This is a genomic window from Actinoplanes sp. NPDC051405, assembly GCF_055586185.1.
In genome coordinates this window covers 1-23784 of sequence record NZ_JBVJIR010000011.1, presented here as the reverse complement: position 1 = coordinate 23784, position 23784 = coordinate 1, and the positions used below count along the sequence as shown (strand labels likewise).

The 23784-nt window shown below is 70.9% G+C and carries 28 protein-coding genes and 1 tRNA gene; 20 read left to right on the top strand and 9 right to left on the bottom strand.

From position 1 onward, the window contains the following. Nucleotides 1-100: 100 nt before the first annotated feature. On the bottom strand, nucleotides 101-463 hold the full coding sequence (gene trxA / locus ACZ6S4_RS23385) for a thioredoxin (RefSeq protein ID WP_212986446.1): 363 nt from the start codon (nucleotides 461-463) through the stop codon (nucleotides 101-103). A gap of 710 nt (nucleotides 464-1173) precedes the next feature. Between trxA and ACZ6S4_RS23380 the strand changes: the two genes are divergently transcribed. The 7 genes from ACZ6S4_RS23380 (at nucleotide 1174) to ACZ6S4_RS23350 (ending at nucleotide 6152) form a co-directional block, all read left to right on the top strand. Then, the gene (locus tag ACZ6S4_RS23380) at nucleotides 1174-1719 is read left to right on the top strand and encodes a TrmH family RNA methyltransferase (protein ID WP_465477176.1); all 546 of its coding nucleotides are present in this window, start codon (nucleotides 1174-1176) and stop codon (nucleotides 1717-1719) included. Between the two features lie 89 nt (nucleotides 1720-1808). Next, entirely contained in the window at nucleotides 1809-2489 is a 681-nt protein-coding gene (locus ACZ6S4_RS23375) for a DUF6758 family protein (protein ID WP_465476950.1), read from the top strand. Nucleotides 2490-2618: 129 nt separating this feature from the next. Then, nucleotides 2619-2777: a hypothetical protein gene (locus tag ACZ6S4_RS23370; protein ID WP_015625668.1), complete on the top strand. Its 159-nt coding sequence runs from the start codon at nucleotides 2619-2621 to the stop codon at nucleotides 2775-2777. 9 nt (nucleotides 2778-2786) lie between these two features. Beyond that, complete coding sequence (locus tag ACZ6S4_RS23365) at nucleotides 2787-3650, top strand: PH domain-containing protein (protein ID WP_465476949.1); 864 nt, start codon at nucleotides 2787-2789, stop codon at nucleotides 3648-3650. 43 nt (nucleotides 3651-3693) lie between these two features. Continuing rightward, the gene (locus tag ACZ6S4_RS23360; protein ID WP_465476948.1) at nucleotides 3694-4560 is read left to right on the top strand and encodes a PHP domain-containing protein; all 867 of its coding nucleotides are present in this window, start codon (nucleotides 3694-3696) and stop codon (nucleotides 4558-4560) included. Nucleotides 4561-4611: 51 nt separating this feature from the next. After that, nucleotides 4612-5229: a MarC family protein gene (locus ACZ6S4_RS23355; RefSeq protein WP_465476947.1), complete on the top strand. Its 618-nt coding sequence runs from the start codon at nucleotides 4612-4614 to the stop codon at nucleotides 5227-5229. Between the two features lie 89 nt (nucleotides 5230-5318). Next, nucleotides 5319-6152, top strand: coding sequence for a RecB family exonuclease (locus tag ACZ6S4_RS23350; protein ID WP_465477175.1), 834 nt, complete (start codon nucleotides 5319-5321; stop codon nucleotides 6150-6152). On the opposite strand, the gene ACZ6S4_RS23345 is transcribed toward ACZ6S4_RS23350, so the two are convergent. Both ACZ6S4_RS23345 and ACZ6S4_RS23340 read right to left on the bottom strand, forming a co-directional pair. Next, on the bottom strand, nucleotides 6144-7004 hold the full coding sequence (locus tag ACZ6S4_RS23345) for an oxygenase MpaB family protein (protein WP_465476946.1): 861 nt from the start codon (nucleotides 7002-7004) through the stop codon (nucleotides 6144-6146). The two genes, ACZ6S4_RS23350 and ACZ6S4_RS23345, sit on opposite strands and share 9 nt — an antisense overlap. A gap of 39 nt (nucleotides 7005-7043) precedes the next feature. After that, nucleotides 7044-7478: a Fur family transcriptional regulator gene (locus tag ACZ6S4_RS23340; RefSeq protein WP_465476945.1), complete on the bottom strand. Its 435-nt coding sequence runs from the start codon at nucleotides 7476-7478 to the stop codon at nucleotides 7044-7046. 203 nt (nucleotides 7479-7681) lie between these two features. On the opposite strand from ACZ6S4_RS23340, the gene ACZ6S4_RS23335 reads away from it, so the two are divergent. Continuing rightward, a complete protein-coding gene (locus ACZ6S4_RS23335) occupies nucleotides 7682-8161 on the top strand; it encodes a DUF2231 domain-containing protein (RefSeq protein ID WP_465476944.1) in 480 nt (159 codons plus the stop codon). A gap of 290 nt (nucleotides 8162-8451) precedes the next feature. On the opposite strand, the gene ACZ6S4_RS23330 is transcribed toward ACZ6S4_RS23335, so the two are convergent. Continuing rightward, the gene (locus tag ACZ6S4_RS23330; protein ID WP_360545565.1) at nucleotides 8452-8784 is read right to left on the bottom strand and encodes a translation initiation factor 2; all 333 of its coding nucleotides are present in this window, start codon (nucleotides 8782-8784) and stop codon (nucleotides 8452-8454) included. A 56-nt stretch (nucleotides 8785-8840) separates the two neighbouring features. Between ACZ6S4_RS23330 and ACZ6S4_RS23325 the strand changes: the two genes are divergently transcribed. Further along, nucleotides 8841-9023, top strand: coding sequence for a hypothetical protein (locus ACZ6S4_RS23325; RefSeq protein ID WP_360545563.1), 183 nt, complete (start codon nucleotides 8841-8843; stop codon nucleotides 9021-9023). Between the two features lies 1 nt (nucleotide 9024). Here ACZ6S4_RS23325 and ACZ6S4_RS23320 read toward each other — a convergent pair whose 3' ends face one another. The 3 genes from ACZ6S4_RS23320 to ACZ6S4_RS23310 form a co-directional block, all read right to left on the bottom strand. Continuing rightward, a complete protein-coding gene (locus tag ACZ6S4_RS23320; protein WP_465476943.1) occupies nucleotides 9025-9318 on the bottom strand; it encodes a hypothetical protein in 294 nt (97 codons plus the stop codon). Nucleotides 9319-9869: 551 nt separating this feature from the next. Further along, the gene (locus ACZ6S4_RS23315) at nucleotides 9870-10238 is read right to left on the bottom strand and encodes an FmdB family zinc ribbon protein (RefSeq protein WP_465476942.1); all 369 of its coding nucleotides are present in this window, start codon (nucleotides 10236-10238) and stop codon (nucleotides 9870-9872) included. 68 nt (nucleotides 10239-10306) lie between these two features. Then, nucleotides 10307-10912, bottom strand: a complete 606-nt coding sequence (locus ACZ6S4_RS23310) for a 5-formyltetrahydrofolate cyclo-ligase (protein WP_465476941.1) — start codon at nucleotides 10910-10912, stop codon at nucleotides 10307-10309. Between the two features lie 80 nt (nucleotides 10913-10992). On the opposite strand from ACZ6S4_RS23310, the gene ACZ6S4_RS23305 reads away from it, so the two are divergent. The 6 genes from ACZ6S4_RS23305 to ACZ6S4_RS23280 all read left to right on the top strand — a co-directional run bounded on the left by ACZ6S4_RS23305 (nucleotide 10993) and on the right by ACZ6S4_RS23280 (nucleotide 17100). After that, nucleotides 10993-13113: a diguanylate cyclase gene (locus ACZ6S4_RS23305; RefSeq protein ID WP_465476940.1), complete on the top strand. Its 2121-nt coding sequence runs from the start codon at nucleotides 10993-10995 to the stop codon at nucleotides 13111-13113. 51 nt (nucleotides 13114-13164) lie between these two features. Next, nucleotides 13165-14079, top strand: coding sequence for a UTP--glucose-1-phosphate uridylyltransferase (locus tag ACZ6S4_RS23300; protein WP_360833753.1), 915 nt, complete (start codon nucleotides 13165-13167; stop codon nucleotides 14077-14079). Continuing rightward, on the top strand, nucleotides 14076-15386 hold the full coding sequence (locus tag ACZ6S4_RS23295; RefSeq protein WP_360545551.1) for a molybdopterin molybdotransferase MoeA: 1311 nt from the start codon (nucleotides 14076-14078) through the stop codon (nucleotides 15384-15386). The genes ACZ6S4_RS23300 and ACZ6S4_RS23295 overlap by 4 nt, the downstream gene beginning before the upstream one ends. Next, entirely contained in the window at nucleotides 15383-16024 is a 642-nt protein-coding gene (locus tag ACZ6S4_RS23290; RefSeq protein WP_465476939.1) for a GNAT family N-acetyltransferase, read from the top strand. Before ACZ6S4_RS23295 ends, ACZ6S4_RS23290 begins: the two co-directional genes overlap by 4 nt. Nucleotides 16025-16176: 152 nt before the next feature. Next, nucleotides 16177-16947 (top strand): divisome protein SepX/GlpR, encoded by a 771-nt coding sequence (sepX, locus tag ACZ6S4_RS23285; RefSeq protein ID WP_360545547.1) that lies wholly within the window; start codon nucleotides 16177-16179, stop codon nucleotides 16945-16947. 79 nt (nucleotides 16948-17026) lie between these two features. Beyond that, nucleotides 17027-17100, top strand: a tRNA-Ala gene (locus ACZ6S4_RS23280). A gap of 336 nt (nucleotides 17101-17436) precedes the next feature. Here the strand turns inward: ACZ6S4_RS23280 and ACZ6S4_RS23275 are convergent. Together ACZ6S4_RS23275 and ACZ6S4_RS23270 are read right to left on the bottom strand one after the other, a co-directional pair. After that, entirely contained in the window at nucleotides 17437-18405 is a 969-nt protein-coding gene (locus tag ACZ6S4_RS23275) for an aldo/keto reductase (RefSeq protein ID WP_465476938.1), read from the bottom strand. Nucleotides 18406-18545: 140 nt separating this feature from the next. Next, nucleotides 18546-20069, bottom strand: a complete 1524-nt coding sequence (locus ACZ6S4_RS23270; protein WP_465476937.1) for a PxKF domain-containing protein — start codon at nucleotides 20067-20069, stop codon at nucleotides 18546-18548. Nucleotides 20070-20376: 307 nt separating this feature from the next. Here ACZ6S4_RS23270 and ACZ6S4_RS23265 point away from each other — a divergent pair, with 307 nt between their 5' ends. The 5 genes from ACZ6S4_RS23265 to ACZ6S4_RS23245 all read left to right on the top strand — a co-directional run bounded on the left by ACZ6S4_RS23265 (nucleotide 20377) and on the right by ACZ6S4_RS23245 (nucleotide 23637). Next, a complete protein-coding gene (locus tag ACZ6S4_RS23265) occupies nucleotides 20377-20679 on the top strand; it encodes a GNAT family N-acetyltransferase (protein ID WP_465476936.1) in 303 nt (100 codons plus the stop codon). A gap of 78 nt (nucleotides 20680-20757) precedes the next feature. Then, nucleotides 20758-21057: a phage tail sheath protein gene (locus tag ACZ6S4_RS23260; RefSeq protein ID WP_465476935.1), complete on the top strand. Its 300-nt coding sequence runs from the start codon at nucleotides 20758-20760 to the stop codon at nucleotides 21055-21057. Between the two features lie 59 nt (nucleotides 21058-21116). Next, nucleotides 21117-21878, top strand: coding sequence for a phosphodiesterase (locus ACZ6S4_RS23255; protein WP_465476934.1), 762 nt, complete (start codon nucleotides 21117-21119; stop codon nucleotides 21876-21878). 76 nt (nucleotides 21879-21954) lie between these two features. Next, on the top strand, nucleotides 21955-22320 hold the full coding sequence (locus tag ACZ6S4_RS23250) for a VOC family protein (RefSeq protein ID WP_360545537.1): 366 nt from the start codon (nucleotides 21955-21957) through the stop codon (nucleotides 22318-22320). Nucleotides 22321-22413: 93 nt separating this feature from the next. Beyond that, a complete protein-coding gene (locus ACZ6S4_RS23245) occupies nucleotides 22414-23637 on the top strand; it encodes a GAF domain-containing sensor histidine kinase (RefSeq protein WP_465476933.1) in 1224 nt (407 codons plus the stop codon). Nucleotides 23638-23784: the final 147 nt, after the last annotated feature.

The following is a 23784-nucleotide window of genomic DNA, read 5'->3' as shown; positions in this document are numbered from 1 at the left end:
TCCTTCCCCCCACAAAGGAAAATCGGAACGAGAGAGGGGCCCCCCCAAACCCAAACCCCCCCCCCCCCCCCCCCCCCCCCCGCGCCGGTGACCTCGCGGGTCAGTGGTTGTGCGCGGCCAGCTGCTTGCGCACGTCGTCCATGTCAAGCTTCTCGACCTGCTCGATCAGGCTCTCCAGCGCGGACTCGGGGAGGGCGCCGGGCTGCGAGAAGACGATGACGCCGTCGCGCACTGCCATGATCGTCGGGATCGAGCGGATGTCGAACTTCGCGGCCAGCTCCTGCTGGGCCTCGGTGTCGACCTTGCCGAAGGTGATCTCGGTGTGCTTCTCCGAGGAACGCTCGTACGTCGGCGCGAAGCGGACGCAGGGCCCGCACCAGCTGGCCCAGAAGTCGACCAGGACGATGCCGTCCTTGCCGGTCACCTCGTCGAAATTCTCTGTGGTCAGCGCAACGGTCGCCATGATCTCTCCGTCCACGGGAAAAAGGCCACGGGAAATTGGCCTACGTGCGGTCCAACCTGCTCACGTCCCCACTGATTCCCGCCGTCGGCGCCAGTGACACGTGGTCTGAGGCACCTTTTGCGGTCGCGGCGTGGACCTTGAGCGACTCAGCGTAACCCAAAGTAGGGAGAGCGCTCTCAGTTGTGAACAACCCGGTGTCGTCCAGTTTGCGCATCAAGCTGCCTCGATACCCGGTCCGGTGACCACCTATCGCAGTTTGATAACGATGAGGTAACCACCGAAGGTAATAGGTAACAAAGTTAAATGTGACTTGGGTCACTGTCGGGAACCCTTCACATCGATACGGAGGGTAAGGCAAACTCTGTCTCAACAGAGCGTGGGCGGCGGGTGCCGGGGAGGGCCCCGCCGCTCATTGCGTCTCCCCCCGGGTGTGGCCCGCGAGCCCCTGGATAGCCTGCTCGACCATGACCGCCGAAGATCCTGTGAGCCCGGCCGCACTCCTGAGCCCGGCGGCCTCGTCTGGTCCGGCGGCACCCCTGAGCCCGGCGGCCCAGCTCGGTCCGGCCACGCCGATCGGCGCGGCGCCACCGCTCGGCGCGACCGCGCCGCTCAGCCCGGCCGGTCCCGAGGCGGAGGCCGAGCCGGAGCTCGAGGTCGGCGTCGGCCCCTGGCCCGGTCCCTGGCCCACGGACCATCATTACGACCCTGAGCTGCTCGCGCAGGGCGATCGGCGCAATGTCGTCGACCGGTACCGCTACTGGCGCCGCGAGGCCATCGTCGCCGACCTCGATCAGCACCGGCACGGCTTCCACGTGGCCATCGAGAACTGGCAGCACGATTTCAACATCGGCACGGTGGTGCGCAACGCCAACGCCTTCCTCGCCGCCGAGGTCCACATCGTCGGCCTGCGGCGGTGGAACAGGCGGGGCGCCATGGTCACGGATCGCTATCAGCACGTGCGGCACCATCCGACGATCGAGGAGTTCGCCGCCTGGGCGGCGGCCGCGGGGCTGCCGATCATCGGCATCGACAACCTGCCGGGCTCGCGCCCGATGGAGACGGTCACCCTGCCGCGGGAGTGCGTGCTGATCTTCGGCCAGGAGGGTCCCGGGCTCTCCGCTGCCGCCCGCGCCGCGTGCAGCGCACTCTTCTCGATCGCCCAGTACGGCTCCACACGCTCGATCAACGCGGGCGTGGCGAGCGGCATCGCCATGCATTCCTGGGTACGCGCCCACGCGGGTCCTCCGCCCGGGTGATCATCGCGGGCGGCCCGGCCGGGCGAACGGCTTCACCCGGTTCTGCCGATTCGCTTGACGGCGACCCGGCCGGGCCCCACCTTAAGAGGGTGGGTGTCACAGTGAGTTGCCCCCGTTGTGCTGCGCAGGTCCGGCCGCCGGACCTGATGCACAGTGATTGGCGCTGCGACAACTGTGGCGACGTCGCTCCGTTCCACGTGGCGCAGCACATCGGCCCGGAGATCCTCGACAGCGTGCGGCGGCGGGTGGCCCCCACTGTCGATCACATGCCGCTGTGGTGCCCGTGGCCGTTGCCGCCCGGGTGGATGGTCACCGGTGTCGGCTGGGCGGGTGACGAGCGTTCCGGCGTACGCGCGACGGCCCTGTCCTGCAGCGGCCCGGACCCGTTGGGCGGTGGCCCGGCCGACCTCGTGCTGATCGCCGAGCAGCCGGGCGTGGGGTTGGGGACCCGCTTCGCCGGTATCCCCGGCATCGATCCCGGCCACCTGATCACCCAGGCCCTGGGCGAGTGCGACCCGGGTGGACACGCCGGCCCGCACGCCAAGATCAGGGTCGGCGGGCACCCGACTCCACTGTGGTGCGTGAAGTCTCCGGAAGATCGCAGCGCCTATGTGAGTGAAGCCAAAGGAATGTGGCTCTATGCGGTAGCGTGGCCGGCAAGCGCGGGCTACTTCCTGGCCGAGCATGTCGTCCTGCACGACCTGTCCGACGGGGTGCCGCCCGAGCTCGTGTACGGAGCGCCGAGCCCGTACCTGCACGGCAAGGCCTGAACTCGAAGGCCTGACCTGCGGGAACGCCATCGGCTTTTCGGGCACAATGTTCACAGAGCGCAGTTGAACTGATACCGTGAGTGTTGCCGCGGCGATGACCGTCACCCGCAACGGAGGAGAAGGCCCGCCATGATCAAGAAGGTTCTCACCTGGCTTGGCATCGCATTCTTGATCTTCTTCATCGCCTTCAACCCGAACTCGGCCGCCGCGGTGTTCGAGTCCCTGGGCGACACCATCGGGGACATCGCCCGTGGTTTCGGAACGTTCTTCACCAACCTCGTCGCTTAACATCACCTGATGGGTCCTGGCGAGCCGCGGCAACCTGAAGACGAGGGTGCGCGCCGCCCTCGGGACGACGACGACACCTTCGGCTACAACGATCCGGCGTTTCGCGACGACGGTCCCGAGTACCGCCGGGGCGTGGCATCAGCCGGTCCCGGCTACTCACCCGACGCCGGCTATTCGCCGAGCGCGGGCTACGGGAGCGATCCGCGCGACGAGAAATACCGCGACCCGGGTGAATACGACGCCCCCGTCTTCACCGAGGAAGAGCTCCAGGGCCTCGGCGGGGACGGCTCCGGCGTCCCGGGTGGACCCCGGCGGGTGCTGCCGCTGGAGGACGAGCCGACCACCCTGGTCTCCCGCTACCTCTTCCCGACCGAGCGCTACCGCGGCGAGTGGAAGCGGCACTGGATCCATCTGTCCACTCCGCTGCTGGTCGGCATCGGCTCGACCCTGCTGCTCGGCTACCTCGCCGGCTTCCTGACCCGCCAGGAGATCGACGGCCTGGTCACCGCGGCCGTGCTGATCTGGCTCGGTGTCATGGGCTGGGTCGCCTGGAAGGTCGGCGACTGGTATTTCGACCGGTTCATCCTGACCAACAAGCGGGTCATGGTGGTCAACGGCATCATCACCCGCAAGGTCGCCATGATGCCGCTGCTGCGGGTCACCGACATGAAGTACGAGCAGTCCGCCCTGGGCCGCATGCTCAGCTACGGCACGTTCGTGCTGGAGTCGGCCGGCCAGGACCAGGCGCTGCGCGAGGTCAAGCACCTGCCCAACCCCAACGAGCTGTACCTGCGCGTCGTCGAGGAGATGTACGAGCCGCAGGCGGTCGAGGCCCGGTTGGGCAAGGACGGTGACGCGGGCGACGACGCCTGACGCTCCTCAGTGCTCCGCGGCGGCCACCCGGTAGCGTCTCCGGGTGACCAGAATCGACCTGCCCAGCATCGACCTGCACTGCCATTCGACCGCCAGCGACGGCACGCTGACCCCGGCCGAGCTGGTGGCCGCGGGTGCAGAGGCCGGTCTGGACGTGATGGCCATCACGGATCACGACACCACCGGCGGCTGGGCGGCGGCCGAGGCGGCGCGCCCGCCGGGTCTGGCTCTGGTCCGCGGCGCCGAGCTCTCCTGCCGGTGGTACGGCGTGGAGCCGGCCATCCCGCTGCACCTGCTGGCGTACCTGTTCGACCCGCGGGATCCGGCCCTGGCCGCCGACCTGATCCGCCTGCGCAACGACCGTGAGCAGCGCGCGGAGAAGATCGTCGGGTTGCTCCGCGCGGACGGGGTGGACATCAGCTGGCCCGAGGTCAGCGGTTACGCGGCGGGCGGATCGGTCGGGCGCCCGCACATCGCCCAGGCGCTGATCCGGGCCGGGCTGGTCCGCACCACGAGCGAGGCCTTCGCCTCCCGGTGGCTGGGCGCACGCTACTTCGTACCCAAAGCAGATCTTGACGTTTTCGAGGCCGTGCGGACCGTCCGGGCCGCCGGCGGGGTGCCGGTCTTCGCCCATCCGAACGCGACCGTGCGCGGCCGCATCGTGCCGGACAAGCTGATCGTGGAGCTGGCCGCCGCGGGTCTGTTCGGCCTGGAGGCCGACCATGAGGACCACACGGTCGCGCAGCGCGCGCACGTGCGCGCGCTGGCCGAGAAGCTCGGCCTGATCGTGACCGGCTCGTCGGATTTCCACGGCACGCACAAGACGGTCCGGCTGGGTGCATTCACCACCGACCCCTCCGCGTACGAGCAGATCGTCGCGGCTGCCAGCGGCGTTCCTGTGCTGGGGTGACGGTCGCCGCAGTTCAGGGCATCGTTCCGCGCGGGCGCCTAGGTTGATCCCGTGAATCTGAAGTTGTTCGGCGAGGTCTTCGTGACCCTCCTGGTGATCGTCGACCCGCCGGGCATGGTGCCGGTGTTCCTGGCCCTGACCGGCACGCTGCCCGCCAGGGAGCGCACGCGCGCCGGCACCCAGGCGGTGCTGCTGGCGCTGGGCGTGATCGTGATCTTCGCGGTGGCCGGCCAGACGCTGCTCGACTACCTGCACGTCCAGCTGCCCGCGTTGCAGGGCGCGGGCGGGCTGCTGCTGGTCCTGGTGGCGCTGCAGCTGCTGACCGGCAAGACCGACGAGCCCTCCGAGCAGGGCGGCACGACCAATGTGGCCCTGGTGCCACTGGGCACACCGCTGCTGGCCGGCCCGGGCGCGATCGTCGCCACCATGCTGTTCGTGCAGCGCGCGGACGGGCTGAACGACTACACGGTGATCGGCCTCGGCATCCTCGCGGTCATGATGACGGTCTGGCTGGTGCTGCGCTTCTCCGGCGGCATCGTCAAGCTGCTGCGCCCCGGCGGCATCGAGGTGCTCACCCGCATCGCCGGTCTGCTCCTGGCGGCCATCGCGGTGCAGCTCATCGCGGACGCGGTCGCGGCCTTCGTGGAGTTGTACACCGCCGCGGCCTGACTCTTGTCACAGGGTGCTGGCAGGATTACCGGGTGCCCAGGACTTCCCCCCGATCGGCCGCGGTGCCCGAGCAGTTGGGCTTCGCCGGCATGCCCGAGCGGCTCTTCGTCTGCACGCCGAGCAAGCTCGGCTCGTATGCGGACTGCCCCCGGCGCTACCGCTACGCCTACGTCGACCGCCCGTCCCCGCCGAAGGGGCCGCCCTGGGCGCACAACTCCCTGGGCGCGAGCGTGCACACCGCTCTGAAGAACTGGTATGCCGTGCCACCGGACCGCCGGGTCCGCGAGTCGCTGCCCACACTGCTCAAGGCGACCTGGGTCCGAGAGGGCTACCGCGACGTCGAGCAGGAGCGGATCGCCTACCGCAGATCCCTCGACTGGCTCGACACCTATGTGGCCGGCCTCGATCCGGTGGAGGAGCCGCTGGGCGTGGAGCGGGTGGTGGCGACGAAGACGGCGGTGCTGGCCTTCAACGGCCGGGCCGACCGCATCGACGCCCGGCAGGGTGAGCAGGGGCCGGAGGCGGTCATCGTCGACTACAAGACCGGCCGGTCCGGGCTGGACGCCGACGACGCCCGCGGCTCACAGGCCCTCGCGCTCTATGCGTATGCGGCGCAGCGGGTGTTCCGCCGGCCGTGCCACCGGGTCGAGCTGCACCACCTGCCCACTGGCACGGTCGCGGCGCACGAGCACACCGAGGAGTCCCTGGCCCGGCAGGTGGCGCGGGCCGAGGACACCGCCCGCGACATCATCGCGGCGGAGAAGGCGGTGGCGGCCGGGGCGGATCCGGACGCCGAGTTCCCCACCAATCCGGGCAGCCTCTGCGGGTGGTGCGACTTCCGGCGTACGTGCCCGGCGGGGCAGGAGGTCGCGGCCAAGGAGCCGTGGGCCGCGGTCGAGCACCTCGAACGGGCGTCAGGCTAGGCCGACCCGTTCCAGTGCGGCGCGGCGTTGCGGAGCCATCTTGTACTGCTCCGGGACGGTGGCCAGGAGAGCGGAGAGCAGCAGACGCAGGCCGCGCACCGAGAGGTCGGCGGACAGGTCCGTGGTGGGCAGGCCCAGGCCGCCGTACATCTTGCGGGCCCAGGCCGGCAGTAGAGCGACTGCCGTGCCCGCGACGCCGAAGTAGGCCAGACGGGCCGGCCCGAAGTTCAGGCCCAGCCGCAGCGCGCGGTTGCCCCAGAAATCGGGCAGCGGCGGCACGGTGAGGAAGAGCGCGGTCTCGGCGGCCTCGCGGGTGATGCCCAGCTGCGGGCGCATCTCCTCGTAGTAGGCGGCCACCTCGGCCGCCGTGCTCGGGACGATCGCCGGGTCCAGGCCGACCAGCTCGGCGGCCTTGAGCTGCTCGGTGTAGTAGGTGTCGACCTCGTCGTCGGTCAGCTTCAGGCCGGCGCGGCGCGCGGTGGACAGGAACGACTCCACCTCGGCGACGTGCACCCAGCGCAGCAGCTCCGGCTCGTCGATGCGGAAGCGTTCACCGGTGCGCGGGTCGGTCGCGGTCATCCGGGAGTGCATGCGCCGGATCCGGCTCGCGACCCGTTCCACCTCGTCGGTGCTGCCGTAGAGCACGGTGCCGACGTACTCGGAGGTGCGGTTGAAACGGCCCCACGGGTCGGACTTGTAGCCGGAATTCTGCGCGACGGCCGCGACCGCGCGCGGGTGCAGCGCCTGCAGGTAGAGGGAGCGGAGGCCGCCCATCGTCACGATCGGTTCGTTGTGCACTTTCCACGTGACCGAATCCGGGCCGAAGAGTCCGATGTCCGGGCTGCTGTCCATGCCTCCAGCGTGCCACGCGGAAGCCGAAGTTGAACAGGTTCAGACAGAAGCTTCGGTGCCATATTCTGGCCGGCAGGCTGGGCACAGGCCCCAGAAGGTGACCTCGGCCTCGTCGACATCGAAGCCGTGGCTGACGTTCGGGTCCAGGCAGGGCCGCTCACCGATGGCGCAGTCCACGTCCTCGATCTTCCCGCATTGGCGGCAGACGACGTGATGATGGTTGTCGCCGACCCGCGCCTCGAACCGCGCGGGACTGCCCGCCGGCTCGATCCGCCGGGCCAGCCCGGCCCGCGACAGAGCGCCGAGAACGTCGTAGACGGCCTGCGTGGACACCGAGTCGAGCCGGTCCCGCACCTGCCGGGTGATCTCCTCGACCTCCAGGTGACCGCCCTGGGTCAGCACATCGAGCACCGCCACCCGCGGCCGCGTGACCCGCAGCCCGGTAGCCCGCAGCAATTGCTCACCGGTCGTCATCACACCATGACAGCACGGGACGCGTGCGTACTCAACCGGTTCATCTGCCGGGTCAGGCACCGATTCATGTTTTCTGGACACCGGGGCGCGCGACGGTGAACCGGAATGGTCCACTGCGCGTAGGCGCACACAGGGGGGATGTTTGCGTCGTCAGAGAGTTCTGGTCTGGCGGACCGGATCCCGTGCGACAGAAGGAGGTGACCGTGTTCGATCAGATCAACGGCCTGCCCGTACACGCTCTCGTGATCCACGCGGCGGTGGTCTTCGTACCGTTGCTGGCGCTGACGGCCATCGTGTACGGGGTGGTGCCCCGCTGGCGGTCACGGGTCGGCTGGGCGGCGGTGCTGCTGGCGGTCGCCGCGCCGCTGACGGCCTGGGTGGCCACCGAGTCTGGCGAAGCGCTCCGCGGCCGGCTGGTGGCGGACGGCATGAGCGGCCCGCCGCTGGCAGCGATCGACGACCACATGGGGTACGGCGAGCTGACGTTCTACTTCTCGCTGGGCCTCGGCGTCGTCACCCTGATCCTGGTCTTCCTGACCCTGCGCCGGACCGAACGCCCGCTACCTCGCGCAGCGGACCTGGGACTCACGGTGATCATGGTGGCGCTCGCGGCGGTTTCCGGCTATTACGTGTTCAGGACCGGAGACTCCGGGGCCCAGGCAGTGTGGGGCTCGGGGTCCTGACGATCCGCCGCTCCGGCCGCCATGTGGGGTGGTGGCCGGAGCGGTGCTCGCGCTTCGGCTTGGCCCCGTCCTCGGCCCGGCTCGCGCTTCGGCCAGGCCGTTCCGGTCTAGCGGATCTTCGGCCGGACCCTTCTCGGCCCGGCCTGTCTGGGGCTCGGCCGTGTTCGAGCCGGGCGGTCTCGCGCCCGGCCGCTCTTGCCCCGGCCGTTCTCCCCGGCCTGTTCTTCCCCGGCCGCCCTTCTGCCGGAGCTGACCGGCGTAGGACTGAGTCGGCTGAGCCGGTCTTCGGGTCAGAAGAGGACACGGGCGCAGAGCAGGCACATCAGGATGAGGGCGATCGCGCCCACGACCAGGCCGATGCCGTAGGTCACCGTGCGGGCCGAGCCCTCGGATTCGTCGAGCGCGTCCATGTCCTGCGGCGGCATCGTGCGTGGCGGCGGGGGCTGTCGCACCACCGGGGGCTGCCAGTGCGGCGACGGTGGTGGTGTGCGGGGCGGGCCTTGGTAGGTGGGGGCGGGATCGGGCGCCGGGGCCGGGCGGCCGGCGCCGAAGGGCTCCGGCTCGGCATCCGGGCGCTGCCAGTACGCGTCGTCGTCGGATCCGGTCGGGGCGCTCACGTTCATCGACGCTACATCCCTCGGGTACCGACAGCGCACGCGACGCGGCTTACCCTCGTAGCGTGGACATCTTGGACGAGCCTGAACGCGATGCCGACGCCGAGCGCACCGTCGACTTCGAGCCCGAGGAGACGCCGCTGCTGCCCGAGCAGACCCGCGACGACACCGAGCGCGGCTGGGGTTTCGGCGGGGACGATTCGAACGACGACCGCCTGCTCGAGGACCGCCCGCCGCACTGGGGCTGAGCTACCCGTCCGGGCGGATCAGGACGGCATAGCCACCGCCGGGCGTGGTCACGGCTCGCCGGGCGTCGGTGGGCGTCAGTGCGAGGAGCAGGCCGCCGCTGGTGGGATCCTCGGCTCCGGTGACTTCGAGCACCAGGGCCGCCGTGGCGATGGCTTGCGGGCTCTCGCCGGTGCTGGACAGCCGGAAGACGTCGACGTGGTCGCCGGGGTGGATGAGCCGCAAAGCGGTGGGCTCGGCCAAGCGGATCGGCACACCGATCGAGCCCGGCGGCACAGCGATGGCACCCAGCGGCACGTCGGACCGGTTGGGGGCTCCGGCGGCCGGCGGCGGAAGGCCGGCTGGGCCACGTGCCGTCGCGGTCTCGGCAACGCGACACTCGGCAGCAGCGGCCGGATCCGGCGTCGGCTCATCCGCCAGGACCGGCTCGTGGACCTCGGCAGGGCGCACGGCTGAGACTGCGGCAAAGGAAGCCAACTCCGGGTGGTCTGTCCTGCCCAGCCCGCGCGCGCCCGGCTCGGGCGTAGACCCCGCGCAGGCATCGCACCCGGCTCGGCCGGGCTCGCAGGCGCCGGGCCGAGCCCACATCACGACCGTCGCCGTACCGATCAGAACCGCGACGACCGCCGACCGCAGCAAGGTCGCCCGCCCGGGCCGGCGCCAGCGAACCGGATCCAGCCGGGGCTCCCGGCGGGCCCTGCCGCGCATAGCCGCCTCCTGACCTTCCCAAAGGCACCGTCGATACCGGCGCCAGGGATCAGGACGATAGGCGGCACACAGCAGATCCCGAGGCCGCCCTGTGGACAACCCCGGGATGTGGACAGCCGCCCAGCTCTGAGCCGGTCGTGCTAGGAGGAGGACGTCGCCGTCTTGGCCGGGCTGGAGCCCGACGAGCCGTTACCGGAAGACCCCGAGCCGGACGAGCTGGACCCGGAGGAACCGGAGCTCGCGGCGGCCGGCGTAGCGGCCGGGGTCGAGGACGACGAGTCCGACTTGCTCTCGGCGGCGGGCGCGGCGGACTTCTCGGCGCTCACGTTCCCGGCGCGGGAGTCGTTGCGGTAGAAGCCGGAGCCCTTGAAGACGATGCCCACCGAGTTGAAGACCTTGCGGAGCTTGCCGCTGCAGTTCGGGCACTCGGTGAGGGCCGGGTCGGAGAAGGACTGCACCGCCTCGAGCTGTTCACCACACTCGGTGCAGGCGTACTGGTACGTGGGCACTGGTCCTCCGTGTTGCTCAATGGCTTGGCACTCGCCGTCTAGGAGTGCCAATGCTCCGTCATCGGAGTTTATTTCGTCCAGTCGGCGGTGTCGCTGAGACCCTCGGCCGGTGTGATGGCGGCGTGCACGCGGCGGTCGTGCGGCTCGGCCGGTACCTCGGGCAGCAGCTCACCGTCGTGCAGGAGCGCCACCGTGTACGCCCGTCCGGCGCGGGCGAGAGCGCGGTCGTAGGAGCCGCCGCCCCGGCCCAGGCGCATGCCGCCGCGGTCGACGGCCAGCGCGGGCACGATCAGCAGGGTGGCCTGAGCGATCGCGTCGACGCCGAGGCGGGGTCCGATCGGCTCCCGCAGGCCTCGCGGGCCTGGCCGCAGGGTGTCCGGCCCCTCGTAGCGGACCCAGTCGAGGTCGTTGTCCGGCAGCAGCACCGGCAGGATGAGCCGGTCGCCCAGGACCTCGGGCAGGTCGGGGCCGCCAGGCTCCGGGGCCAGTGGGACATACCCCGCGATCATCGTGGGGGACTGTGCGCGTACGAGATCTCTCAGGACGGCTTGGATCGCGGCCGCGGCCTTCGCGCGGGTTTGCGGGGAGAGTGATCTACGCGCTGCGAGCAGCTGATCGCGTAGCGCAATCTTCCCGAGACGAGGTTTTTCCGCTCCACCGGCGAAATCCGGCATGCAACACCCCCTTCAGAAACCGGCAAACGGCGCACACTATGTCAGCATCGCTCCAAAGAAGGCCACTTCCAGGAGGACGTGTGACTCTGCGTGGCCGACTCACTACTGCCTTTCTGGCGGTCGTGCTCGGTCCGGTTCTGCTCGGGTCCTTCTTCGTCGGTATGACCGTCGCCACAGTGAGCCGGGACCGGACGGTCGAGCGACTCGATCATGCCGCGACGACGGTGCGTACCGCCATCGGCGCGATGTGCCGGCAGCTGCAGGCGGCCGCTGACGCCGTCGCCGTGCTGCCGGAGGCGGACCGGCGACCCGCCGCGGACCAGCTCGTCACGCGCGGGCTGGCCTCCGAGATCCGGATCGGGGCGAGCGATCCCGGCGATCAGCGTGACTGTCAGGCTCCCGCCACCGGCGGCAGCGTGACCGCCATCGTCGCGCGGGCCCGGCAGGGGCAGGTCACCGTGGCGGCCGCGCAGGCGCTGGACGCCGGGTTCGTGGCCCGGCTGGCCGCGTCCTGCGGCGCCGAGGTGACGCTGCTGGCCGGCGACAGTCCCGGCGCCGGTCCCGCCCTGAGCTCCGAATCGGCTGCCGTGAGCCGGGCCGTGGCCGCCGCGCTGCCCGGTGATGTCACCGCGCGCGGCCACCATTATCTGCGCGCGGTCCCCGTCGAGCCGGGCCAGCCGCTGCCGCTGGTGGTGTCCGTGCGCCAGAACAGCTCCGTCGGCCTGTACGCGCTGCTCCTGGCCGGTGTCGTCCTGGTCGCCGGGGTGGCGATGATCGTCGCTCGCCGGCTGGCCCGCTCCACCACCCGGCCGCTGGAGGAGCTGGTCCGGGCCGTCGCGAAGGTGGCCGACGGCGAGCTCGGCACCCGGGTGCCGGTCGGCCGCGACGACGAGCTGGGCCGGCTCGCCGGCACCTTCAACCGGATGACCCGCGAGCTCCAGGCGTACGTGCAGGCGCTGACCGCCAGCCGCGACCAGCTCCGCGGCCATCTCGCCATCCTCGGCGACACCCTGTCCAGCACCCACGACCTGCACCGGATCCTGCAGGTCATCCTGCAGACCGCGCTGTCGGCCACCGGGGCCCGGGCCGGCGTCGTGCTGCTCATCGACCCGGGCGACGGCCGGCTGGTGGCCCGCTGCGCCGAGGGGCTGACCGGTCGCTGGGACGTGCCGGAGGCCGAGCTGCCCGCGCTGCGGGTGCCGCTGGGCGCGGGCATCCTCGGTGCCGTGGCGGCCAGCGGCGAGCCGCGGCGCGGCAAGTGCGCGCCGGACGGGGGCACGCTCGACGAGCCGGCCTGCCGGACGTACGTGGCCGTGCCGATCTGCGCCCCGGCCACCGTCGGCGACCCGCTCGTGCCCGGCGACACGTTGATCTCCGGGCGGCCGGCGACGCTGGGTGTGCTGGCCCTCTACGACCGGCTCGGCAGCGACGGTTTCGACGACGCCGACCTGCGCACCCTGCGGACCTTCGCCGGGCAGGCCGGGGTGGCGGTGCACAACGTCCGGATGCATGAGGAGGCGCAGCGGCTCTCGCTGACCGATCCGCTGACCGGGCTCTGGAACTACCGCTACCTGCGCGAGTCGCTGCGCCGCGAGGTGGAACGGGCCAGCCGCTTCGGCCGGATGCTGACCGTGCTCGTGCTCGACCTGGACCATTTCAAGGACGTCAACGACAAGTACGGGCACGCCGCGGGGGACACGGTGCTGGGGGAGTTCGCCCGGCGGATCCGGATCGGGCTGCGCGAGGTCGACGTCGCGTTCCGGCAGGGTGGCGAGGAGTTCGTGGTGCTGCTGCCCGAGACCGACGCGTACGGCGGGGTGATCGTGGCCGAGCGGCTCGGCGCCGCGGTCCGGGAGATCCCGGTGCCGATCGATCCCCGCCGGCAGGACGCGGCCACCGGGCAGCCCGTCGACCGGGTCGCGATCAGCGTCTCGATCGGCATCGCCGTCTACCCCGAGCACGGTACGACCGCGCAGCAGGTTCTCGATGCGGCTGACGACGCGCTCTACGCCGCGAAGAATGCGGGGAGAGACACCTACCGGCTGGCCGAGTCCGCGCCGTTGCCCGCGGCAACTGTGACGGATCCCGTGGTTTCGGCTGGTGTACCGGAGGGGCATTTCGATCAGGCGGCGGGTCCAGATGCCGTGCCGCCGGGCACGCCCGGCGGGCCACAACCGCCGCGACAGGCCCGTGGCCGATAGTCTCGCGGCATGTCCGGGCATGAACTGAGCGAAGGTGCGGTGACCCCTCAGATGACGACAGAGGCCCATGCGAGCGGCCGTCGGGCGGTGAAGGCTGTCATTCCGGCGGCCGGACTCGCGACGCGTTTCCTGCCGGCCACCAAGGCCGTACCCAAGGAACTCCTGCCCGTCGTGGACCGCCCGGTCCTGCAGTACATCGTGGAGGAAGCCGCCGCGGCCGGGATCACCGACGTGCTGCTGGTGACCGGCCGGGGCAAGACCTCCATGGTCGACCACTTCGACCGGCGCCCCGACGTGGAGGCCCGGCTGGAGGAGAAGGGCGACCTCGAGCGGCTGGCCGCGGTCCGCCGCACCAGTGAGCTCGCCGACATCTACACCTGCCGGCAGGGTGAGCCGCTCGGACTGGGCCACGCGGTCGGCGTCGCCGCCTCGCACATCGGCGACAACGCGTTCGCGGTGCTGCTCGGCGACGAGTTCGTCGAGGAGGACGAGCCGCTGCTGCCGTCGATGCTCGACCTGCAGGCCCGCACCGGCGGCATCGTCCTGGCCTTCATGGAGGTCAAGCCCGAGGAGACGTCGCGCTACGGCATCGCCTCGGTGCGCCCGTCCGACCTGGGCGAGGACGTCGTCGAGGTGACCGGCCTGGTCGAGAAGCCGGCCCCGGCGGACGCCCCGAGCAACCTGGCTGTGCTGGGCCGTTACATCCTGCCGGCCACGATCTTCGACGCGATCGACAACACCAAGCCCGGCAGCGGCGGCGAGATCCAGCTCACCGACGCGATGGCGGCACTGCTTGATTCCGGTACGCCGGTGCACGGCATCGTCTACCGCGGCCACCGTTACGACACCGGGATGCCGCTGGGCTACCTGCAGGCCGTCGTCGAGATCGCGGCCAAGCGGGCGGACCTCGGCGAAGAGTTCCGCGCCTGGCTGGGCGAGTTCGTCGCCGGCGGTGCCAAGGGATGACCGCTACGGCCGATGCCGAGGCGGCCGCCAACGAGCTGATGCCTCTCGCCGAATACCTGGGCAGCGTGCTGCGCAGGTTGCGGGCGCTGCCTCCGCTCGACCTCGACCTCACCCAGGCCCACGGCAACGTGCTGGCCAACGACGTGCTGGCCCCGCACCCGTACCCGGCCTTCGACCAGGCGGCCATCGACGGGTATGCGGCCCGCTGGGAGGACCTCGCGGCCGCGGGGCGGATCGGATCGCACCCGTCGTTCGGGGCGTTCGAGGGCGGTCCCCGTCCGGTCCGCCTCAACGTCGTCGGTGACCTGGGTGCGGCCAGCTGGCGGCCGGTCCGGCTGACCCCCGGCACGTGTTTCTCGGTGGCGGCCGGTGCGCCGCTGCCGATCGGGGCCGACGTGGTCGTGCCGGTGCACTGGACCGACCAGGGCATGGCGGCTGTGGAGATCCTGCACGCCCCGAAGCGTGGATCCGGCGTCCGGCGGGCGGGTGACGAGCTGCCCGTCGGCCGGGTGCTGGCGTCCGCGGGCTCGTACGTGACCCCGGCGATGGTGGCGGTCTTCGCGGCGTCCGGGATCGGGCACGTCGTCGTCCGGCCGAGCCCTCGGGTGGTCGTGGTGGCCACCGGCGACGAACTCGTCGACGTGGGCCGGCCCAGTCAGCCCGGCCAGGTGGTGGACGCCAACTCGCACGCGCTGACCGCGGCCGCTGTCGAGGCCGGCGCGCTCGCGTACCGGATCGGCATCTGCGACGACGACCCCGAGGGCCTGCGCGGCCTGCTGGAGGATCAGACGCTGCGGGCCGATCTGATCATCACCACCGGGGGCACGGGCACCGGCCCGGGCGACATGCTGCGCCGGGTGCTGTCCCGCCGCGACCACGGCCGGGGCACGGTCGAGTTCACCGACGTCGCCCTGTGCCCGGGCGCCACCCTCGGCTTCGGCACGGTCGGCGGCGAAGAGGTCCCGGTGGTCTGCCTGCCCGGCGAGCCCGGCGCCGCCCTGATCGGCTTCGAGGTGCTGGCCCGGCCGGTCATCCAGCTGCTGGCCGGCTCCGAACCGGTTTTCCGCCCCAGCGTCAAGGCGCACCTGCTGGAGACCGTGTCGTCACCCGGCGGGCTGCGCGAGTTCCGACCGGCACACGTCGCGGAACGGCGCGGCGGTGGCTACACTGTGCAGCCGCTCGCCGGAGGGCCGTACACTCTGTCCGGCCTCGCCGAGGCCAACGGTCTGCTGGTGCTCGGGGAGCGGGTCACCGCGGCGGCAGCCGGGTCGACCGTCGACGTGTTGCTGCTCGACCGGAGGCGATGATGCTGGGGTCCACGCCCGGATGGCCTGCCGTCCTGGCGGAGGGATCCGTGCTGCTCAGGCCGTACCGCCGCAGTGACGCGCGGGCCTGGTCCGAGGTCCGGATCGCCAACCAGGCGTGGCTGAGCCCGTGGGAGTCGTCCCCACCCGGACCGTGGGCGGAGATGAACTCCACCCGCGCCTACCTGTACGTCTACCGCGACATGAAGCGGGCTGCCCGGCACGGCGACAGCATGCCGTTCGCCGTCTGTCTGCGCGAGGACGGCATCGAGCGGCTGGTCGGGCACATCAACCTGGGCAGCATCGTGCGGCGGGCGTTCGGCTCGGCGTACGTGGGCTACTGGGTGGACTCGCGGGTGGCGGGACGCGGCGTCATCCCGACCGCGCTCGCGCTGGCGGTGGACCACGCGTTCGGCGCCGGCGGCCTGCACCGGGTCGAGATCAACATCCGCCCCGAGAACGGCCCCAGCCGGCGCGTCGTGGAGAAGCTCGGCTTCCGCGAAGAGGCGTACCACCCGCGCTACATGCACATCGACGGTGCCTGGCGCGACCACCTCGGCTACGCGATGACCAGCGAAGAGGTCGCGGCCGAGGGCGGCCTGGTGGCCCGCTGGCGGCGGCTGCGAGCCAACGCCCAGTAGCCCGTCCCGACTTATTTGATCATCACGACGGTACGTCCCCGGCGCGGCGTGCCGTTAAATCGTGACTCCCGTGCGTAGCCTCGGGGAGATTAGGACTTTTGTGTGCCCGGAGCCACCGGCCCGGGCACCGCAGGCTGACGGGAGGGGTGAGGGTGCCGACCTCGGTGCTCCTCGCCGTCCTCGCCGCCGCCGGGTTGCTCGCCCTCGCACCGGCGCTCGTGCGCCGGTACGACGCCACCGAGCGCCTCGCGGCGGAGCGGGCGTCGTCGACGGCTCGGGTGCTGCAGCGCCGCCGTCGGCTCCGCACTGTGCCCGGACGCCGACCGGTAAACCCCGGACGCCAGTATCTGGTTACGTCGCGGACCCTAACGGGTGACCCGGCCCCGGTGTCGGCCGCCCCCGTATCGGCGCCCCCGGCCCGCAAACTCCGCCTGGTCCCGGCCCGCCGGCCGGTCCGCCGCCCCCCGGTCCGCCGCCAGACCCCGGCAGTGGTCCGCCGCCGGCGGGTCTTCGCAGCGCTGCTGCTGCTCAACGTGATCGAACTGATCGGCGTGCTGGCGGTCGGCCCCGGCTTCTGGATCAGCTTCGCGGTGACCGGCACCCTGCTGGCCATCTACCTGGTGCACCTGCGCAACCGCGCGATCGCGGATCGGCACCGGCGCCGCGTCGAGGCCCGGGAAGCGGCCTGGCTGGCCGCAAGACAGGCAGAGGTACGCCGGGAGCAGGCGCGCAGGGCAGCGGCACGAAGGGAAGCGCAGCGTCGGCTGGCGGCCCAGAAGGAAGCCGTACGGCGGGCGGCGATGGGGCTGGACCGCGATCCGTCGGACCTGCCGGCCGCGGTCAACGGCGGCTCGGTGTCGTACCGCAGGGGTGGCGGACTGCGCGGGCGACCGTACGAGGCGGGCGGCCGAGGCCCGAAATGATCTCCCCGGCGCGCCGGGGAGGGTGATTCGCGGCGGGCTGGGCCGACCTGTTAGCCTTGCTGCGGTCCTACGGGACCGGGGGGCTGTGGCGCAGTCTGGTAGCGCACCTCGTTCGCATCGAGGGGGTCTGGGGTTCAAATCCCCACAGCTCCACGAGATCCTGGGATCCCTCCGTCCGCATAACGCGCGGACGGGGGGATCTCGTTATTTCTGCTCCGGGGGCCGAGCCCCCGGACGCCCCGCGCTGTAGTGGGCGCGCTGGGCGGTTCTGTCGCGCTTTGCTTTACTGGGCGCGCTGGGCGGTTCTGTTGCGGTTTGCTTTAGTGGGCGCGCTGGGCGGTCTTGTCGCGCTTTGCTTTCGTGGGCGCGCTGGGGTTCTGTTGCGGTTTGCTTTCGTGGGCGCGCTGGGTGGTTCTGGTGCGGTTTGCTTTCGTGGTCGCCTCGGCCAGCACGTCTGCGACGTCTCGCGCCCGTTGTCCCTGCGCCGGTTCACCACCAGTAATTGTCCTGGGGTGTGTAGGGCTTCTCCAGGTCGGCGATGTCCTCTTCAGTCAGCGTGAGAGACAGCGCGGCCGAGGCGTCCTTCAGATGGTTCGGCTTTGTCGCGCCCACGATCGGGCATGAGACGACCGGCTTGGCGAGGACCCAGGCCAGCGCCACCTGGGCCATCGGGACCGCGCGGGCCTCGGCGACCTTCTGGATCGCGTCCACCACCGGCTTGTCCACGTCGCGGTCGAATGCCGTTGCGACGGTGTCCGCCGAGGACCGGGCCGTCTGCTCTCCCCAGGGGCGGGTCGCCCGGCCCTTCGCCAGCGGCGAGTACGGGGTCAGCCCCACACCCTCGTCGAGGCACATCGGGATCATGTCCCGCTCCTCCTCGCGCTTCAGGACGTTGTACTGGTCCTGCATCGCTGCGAATGTGGTCCAGCCGTTCCGGGCGGCCGCGTGTTGCATCTTGGCGAACTGCCACGCCCACATCGAGGATGCGCCCAGGTAGCGGACCTTTCCCGCGGTCACCAGGCCGTGCAGGGTCGCCATGGTCTCCTCGACCGGTGTTTCCGGGTCGAAGCGATGGATGTAGTAGACGTCGATGTAGTCGGTGCCGAGCCGGCGCAGGGAGGCTTCGACCTGTTCCAGGATCGCCTTGCGGGACAGGCCACTGCCGCCCGGTCCCTCGTGCATCTTTCCGCTGACCTTGGTGGCGAGCACGATGTCCTCGCGGCGGGCGAAACGGCTGATCGCCCGGCCGACGAACTCCTCCGAGGTGCCGCCCTGGTAGACGTTCGCGGTGTCCCAGAACGTGACGCCCAGCTCGACGGCCTGCCGGAAGAACACGGCTGCCGCGTCCTCGTCCAGCGTCCACTGGTGCATGCCGGCGCCCGGGTCGCCGTAGCTCATGCAGCCCAGGCCGATCCGGCTCACGCGCAGGCCCGTGCGGCCGAGCCGGGTGTATTCCATGTGCTGGCCTCTCCCGCGGTGGTGTGCGTCGTCGCTCAGCTTGAACCCCTGCACGCCGGCTGTGCACGTTCCACGCCGAAACGAACGGCGGCCGCCGGGGGTCTGCCCGGCGGCCGCGGTCGGTCGATTGTGCTCTCGGGCTACTTCAGCTTGAAGATGGCGGTGACGGAGGAGTCGTCCACCGTGGTCAGCGTGACCTTGTAGCAGGTGCCGGCGCCCGTCGGGGACTTCCAGTTCTGTACGAACTGGCCGGCCGTGGTGTCGTAGCGCAGGCTTGAGGCCCCGGCGTTGATGATCTCCTCGATGGCATCCTCCGAGGCCGTGGCGTTGCACGGTACGGCCGCCTGCTTGATCCCGGTGACGATGGCCGTCGACTTCAGCTCGGTGCCGCGGTCGTACACCCGGAACTTCAGCGGCACGGTCGATCCGCCCTTCACGGTGTTGACCACGCCGCCCATGTCGACGGGCTGGAAGAAGCCGTTCAGCGTCAGCTTGCGGACCGTGTAGATGGCGGTCGCCGTCGCGGAGTTGCCTGCCTTGTCGGTGGCGGTGGCCTTCATCGTGTGTTCGCCCACGCCGTTGGCGTACCCGGACACCACGCAACCGGCCAGACCGGAAGTGGCGTCCGTCGCCGTGCAGGTGCCGATGCCGGGCACGCTGTTCGGGTAGTACAGGCCGCCGTCGGCCGGGCCGCCGACGAACGCGACCTCGGTCGGCGCGGTGGCGTCCCGCTTGATCTCGACGTCCTGCTGCGGGGCCGCGCCGCCGGCGCTGGTCGCGGCGCACGAGTACGTCTTCAGCGCCTGATCGGTGGTGACGGACTGGTCCACGCAGCCGGTCTTGTCCAGCGAGAGCGGGGACTCCGGCTCACTGACGGTCCAGTTCAGCGAGACATCGTCCTTGTACCAGCCGTTGGAGCCGTCCGGCGTCGCCGGATTCAGCATGCGGCTGATGACCGGCGCGGTCGGATCGATGATCGAGTACGTTTCCGAGCCGGCCACGACGAGCCCGCCGGCGTCGGTGTAGGAGCAGCTCGCGGTCTGCGCGCCGATGCCGTCCTGCGCGTTCGGTCCGGTGACGGCGCTCAGTGTCGCCGGGAAGGTGCTGTTGCCGTCCTCGGTGTCACTCACCGCGCAGACGGCCGTCGGTACGGACCCCTTGTTGTAGCTGTTGCCGCCGATGACACCGGTCACGGCCACGGTGGGCGCGAGGTTGGGCGGCGCGCTGACAGTGACCCGGAACGTCGCGGGGGCGAGGGAGAAGGAGCCGTTCGTCGTGTTCGCCGTCTGCGCCACGCTGACCTGCGTGGTGCCCGGCTGCAGCGGCGTCACGGTCAGCACGCGGCCGTTCGCCTCGCCGCAGCCTGTGAAGGTGATGCTGCTCGGGTCGACCGTGGCCACGGCGGGAGCGCTGGGTGCCACCGAAACCGTCAGCGTCCTGCCCGAGACCAGATTGCACCCGTTCTTGCCGTCGCCGTTCTCGGGCGTGACGTAGAGCTTGGTGGTCCCCTTGGCGCCACCCGTGGTCAGGGGCATCGCCTCGGCCACCGCGTCGACCGTGCCATCGACGGTGTTCGTGACGTCGTCGGCGAGCGCCGCCGCCCCCGGCAGAAGTCCCAGGGGGACGAGGGCGAGGGCGGCGAGCGCCCGGTTCCGGATCCGCATGTGATGCCTTTCAGGCATGCCGGCGATTGGTTACGCCGCAGAGAAAATGAGATGGCCGGAACCTCGGCGGCGAAGTCACCGCCGGCATTTGCCGACACCAGGAAGCATGGGGCGAAACCGACCTTGTCGCAACAATCAGGCGGAAAACTACACCTTTTCCACTTGGCCCGGCCTCGCGACAGCGGGTCAATGCCGAACGGCGTCATCAGGTGGTACGCACGGCCGACCCGCAACGGGTGACGGTCATCGCCGTTCCGCTTCCCCCGGGACCGGCGGCATCCCGTGCGGGCCGTGCTTGGATGTCGGGATGACGTTCACGGTGACCGACGTGCCCGAGCGGGAGCGCTTCGAGGCCCACGACGAGGCGGGCGCGCTGGCCGGTGTGCTCACCTACCAGCTGACCGGCAGCATCATCGCCTACACCCACACCAAGGTCGATCCGCAGTTCGAGGGCCAGGGCGTCGGCTCGGCCCTGGCCCGGGCGGCGATGGACGACGCGCGCGCCCAGGGCCGGACCGTCGTGCCGATCTGCCCGTTCCTGAGCGGCTGGCTGGAGAAGCATCCGGAGTACGAGCCGATCGTGGCGAGGTCGACCCGCAAGGTGAAGTGACCACCCCGCCCGGGTGGAGCAGCCCGGCTCCACGTCCGCCGGTCGGCCGCGGTAGGCCTGCCTGGGCTGTTTCCGCAGATGGTCGAGCTCTACGCCGCCGTCTATGCGGAAGCCCCGTACTGCGAGGGGTCTGACGACGTCGCGGCCTTCGCCGTGCGGCTGCCCGAGGAGGTCCGACGTCTCGGGTTCGCGCTGGTCGGCGCCTTCGCCGGCGATCGGCTGGACGGCGTCGCCTACGGGTGGCACCTGCCCTCCGGCGAGTGGTTCGGTGGGACCGCGGAGGAGCCGCCGCGCGGGCGGTCTATGCCCGCGCGGGCTGGCAGCGGTGCGGTGCGCTCGCGTTGTCCACCGGCGCCGTCATGGACGTCCTGTTTTTGACGCTGTAGGAGTTACGACCGATCGGTTGCCCGGCGCGATTTGCGCCGGATCATGGGCGCATGACGACGTTCATCGCTCAGCTGAGCGACTCGCACATCACCACCGGGGCGCTCGGGGCCGGGCCCGCCACCGGCCTCCAGCTGGCTCTCGCCCGGGTCATGGGACTCGACCCGCGGCCCGACTGTGTCGTCATCACCGGCGATCTCACCGATCACGGCCGGCCCGACGAGTACGTGGCGCTCAAGGAGATCATCGGCGACTTTCCGCTGCCGTTGCACCTGGTGACCGGCAACCATGACTGCCGCGGGCCACTGCTCGATGTTTTCGGCGGCCAGCCGTACTACGCGGTCGAGTATCCGGGGTTCACCCTCGTCGCGCTGGATTCGCTGGTGGAGGGTTCGCCGGCCGGGCGGCTCGGTGCCGCTCAGCTCTCCTGGCTCGACGACATGCTGCGGCGCCGGCCTGACGTGCCGGCTCTGATCGGTTTGCACCATCCGCCCATGCCGGTCGGCATCCGGTTTCTCGACGGCATGCGGCTGCTCGACGGTGACGCGTTGCGCGAGGTCGTCGCCGCGCACGGCAACGTCGCCCGGGTGATGGCCGGGCACGTGCACCGGCCCATCACCGCCGCCTTCGCCGGCAGCGTGCTCACCGTCGCGCCGAGTCTGTGGCGCCAGACCGGGCTGCTGCTCAACTCCGACGCGCCGCCCGGGTATCTGGCCGAGCCCACCGGGTTCCTGCTGCACATGATCGAGGGTGATGATTGCGTCACCCACACCGTGCAGGTCAGTCATGCCGCTGCTCTGCTCGGCGCATACTGACTGCCGCTCGGCGCACGGGATCAAGGAATGTCGTACCCCGGAGATACGGTCTAAGGGGCTGGGAGAGGGGCTGACCATGATCGACCATGTTGTCCTCGGGGTGCACCACATCGACGACAGTCGGCACTTCTATGAAAACGCGCTGCGCCCGCTCGGGGTCAAGGTCCTGGTGCAGGAGCCCGAGCTGGTCGGTTTCGGCGACGACAGCGGCAAGCCGTTCTTCTGGCTGGCCCTGCGTGAGCCGTCGCACCGGGTGCACGTGGCCTTCACCGCGCCGGACCGGGCCGCGGTCGATGCCTTCCACGCCGCCGCGCTGCACTCCGGCGGGGTCGACAACGGACCACCGGGCCTGCGGCCGGAATACCACGCGAACTACTACGGAGCCTTCGCCTTCGACGCGGACGGCAACAACATCGAGGCGGTCTGCCACCGTCCGGCCTGAGCGGCGTTCGGCCGTCGGGAGCAGAAGCTGGCAAAAAGGGCGCATCGCTACTTTCGGGTGGTATTCCTGGAGTGTCTCCAGGAGGTGACAGTCATGCCAGCACCCCTGCCCAGCAACGAAGCCGACCGGCTCGCCGCCCTCTACGAACTGCACGTGCTCGACACCGCCCCCGAGAGCGACTTCGACGACATCGTCAAGCTCGCCTCGACGGTCTGTGACGTGCCGATGTCGTTGGTCAGCCTCATCGACATCGATCGCCAGTGGTTCAAGGCCAAGATCGGCACCGATCTCACCGAGACCCCGCGCGACCTGTCGTTCTGCGGTCACGCCATCCTCGGCAAGGACGTGCTCGTGGTGCCCGACGTGCGCGACGATCCCCGGTTCGCCGGCAATCCCGCGGCCGGCCTGCACCAGGGAATCCGGTTCTACGCCGGCGCGCCGCTGATCACCAGCGACGGCTTTGCCCTCGGCACCCTGTGCGTCATGGACTCCCGGCCCCGCAAGCTCGACGTCGAGCAGGTGCAGGCGCTGCGGGCGCTGGCCCGGCAGGTCACCTCGCAGCTCGAGCTGCGCCGGTACGCGAGCGCCCTGGCCAACACCACCGCCCGCCTGCAGGAGCTGGAACGCCGCAAGGACGACCTGGCCGGCCTCGTCGGCGGGGAGCTGCGGGCACCGCTGCGGCTGATGCGGTCGTACCTGGCCGATCTCGGCCACACCGGCCACCACGACGCCGAGCTGGCCGACCTCGTCGGCCGGGCCACCGCGGCGCACGTGCGCGGGTTCAGCGACCTGCTGGACCACCTGGCCTCGATGGCCGAGGTCGGCAGCGGCGCGGACAGCCTGCACATGCGCCAGATCGACCTGACCCGGCTGACCCAGCGGGCGGTCGAGGCGATCCGGCCGATCGCGGCGACCAAGCAGATCTGGATCCTCAACCAGGCCGGCGGCCCGTCGCTGCCGATCATCGCGGATCCGGTACGCCTGGAGCAGGTCCTCATGCACCTGCTGTTCGCGGCGGTCAAGTACACACCGACCGGTGGCCGGGTCCGGGTCGGCACGGAGATCGAGTCCGGTCCCACCGTGCGGCTCGACGACATGGACATGCCGGACGGGATGCGCCCGGACCTGTTCCCCCACCTGTACTACGGCGCGATCGCTAACCCGGCGGTTCTGCACGGCCCGGACCAGGGTCTGGCCGTCGCCAAGCGGGTCCTCGACGCCCACCACGCGACGGTGGCGCTCTCCGACCGCCCCGGTGACGGGACGTCGCTGCACGTCGTCTTCCCGTTCGCCGAGCGCGAGCTGGTCGACGCCTGACCAAGCGCCTGAACGACGACGGGTCCCGGGGGGGGGGGGGGGGGGGGGGGGGGGGGGGGGGGGGAGAGCGCGGGGGGGGGGGGGGGGGGGGGGGTGGCGGGGGGGGGGGGGGTTTTTTTTGTTTATCAGCAATGCGGAGGAGGGTGG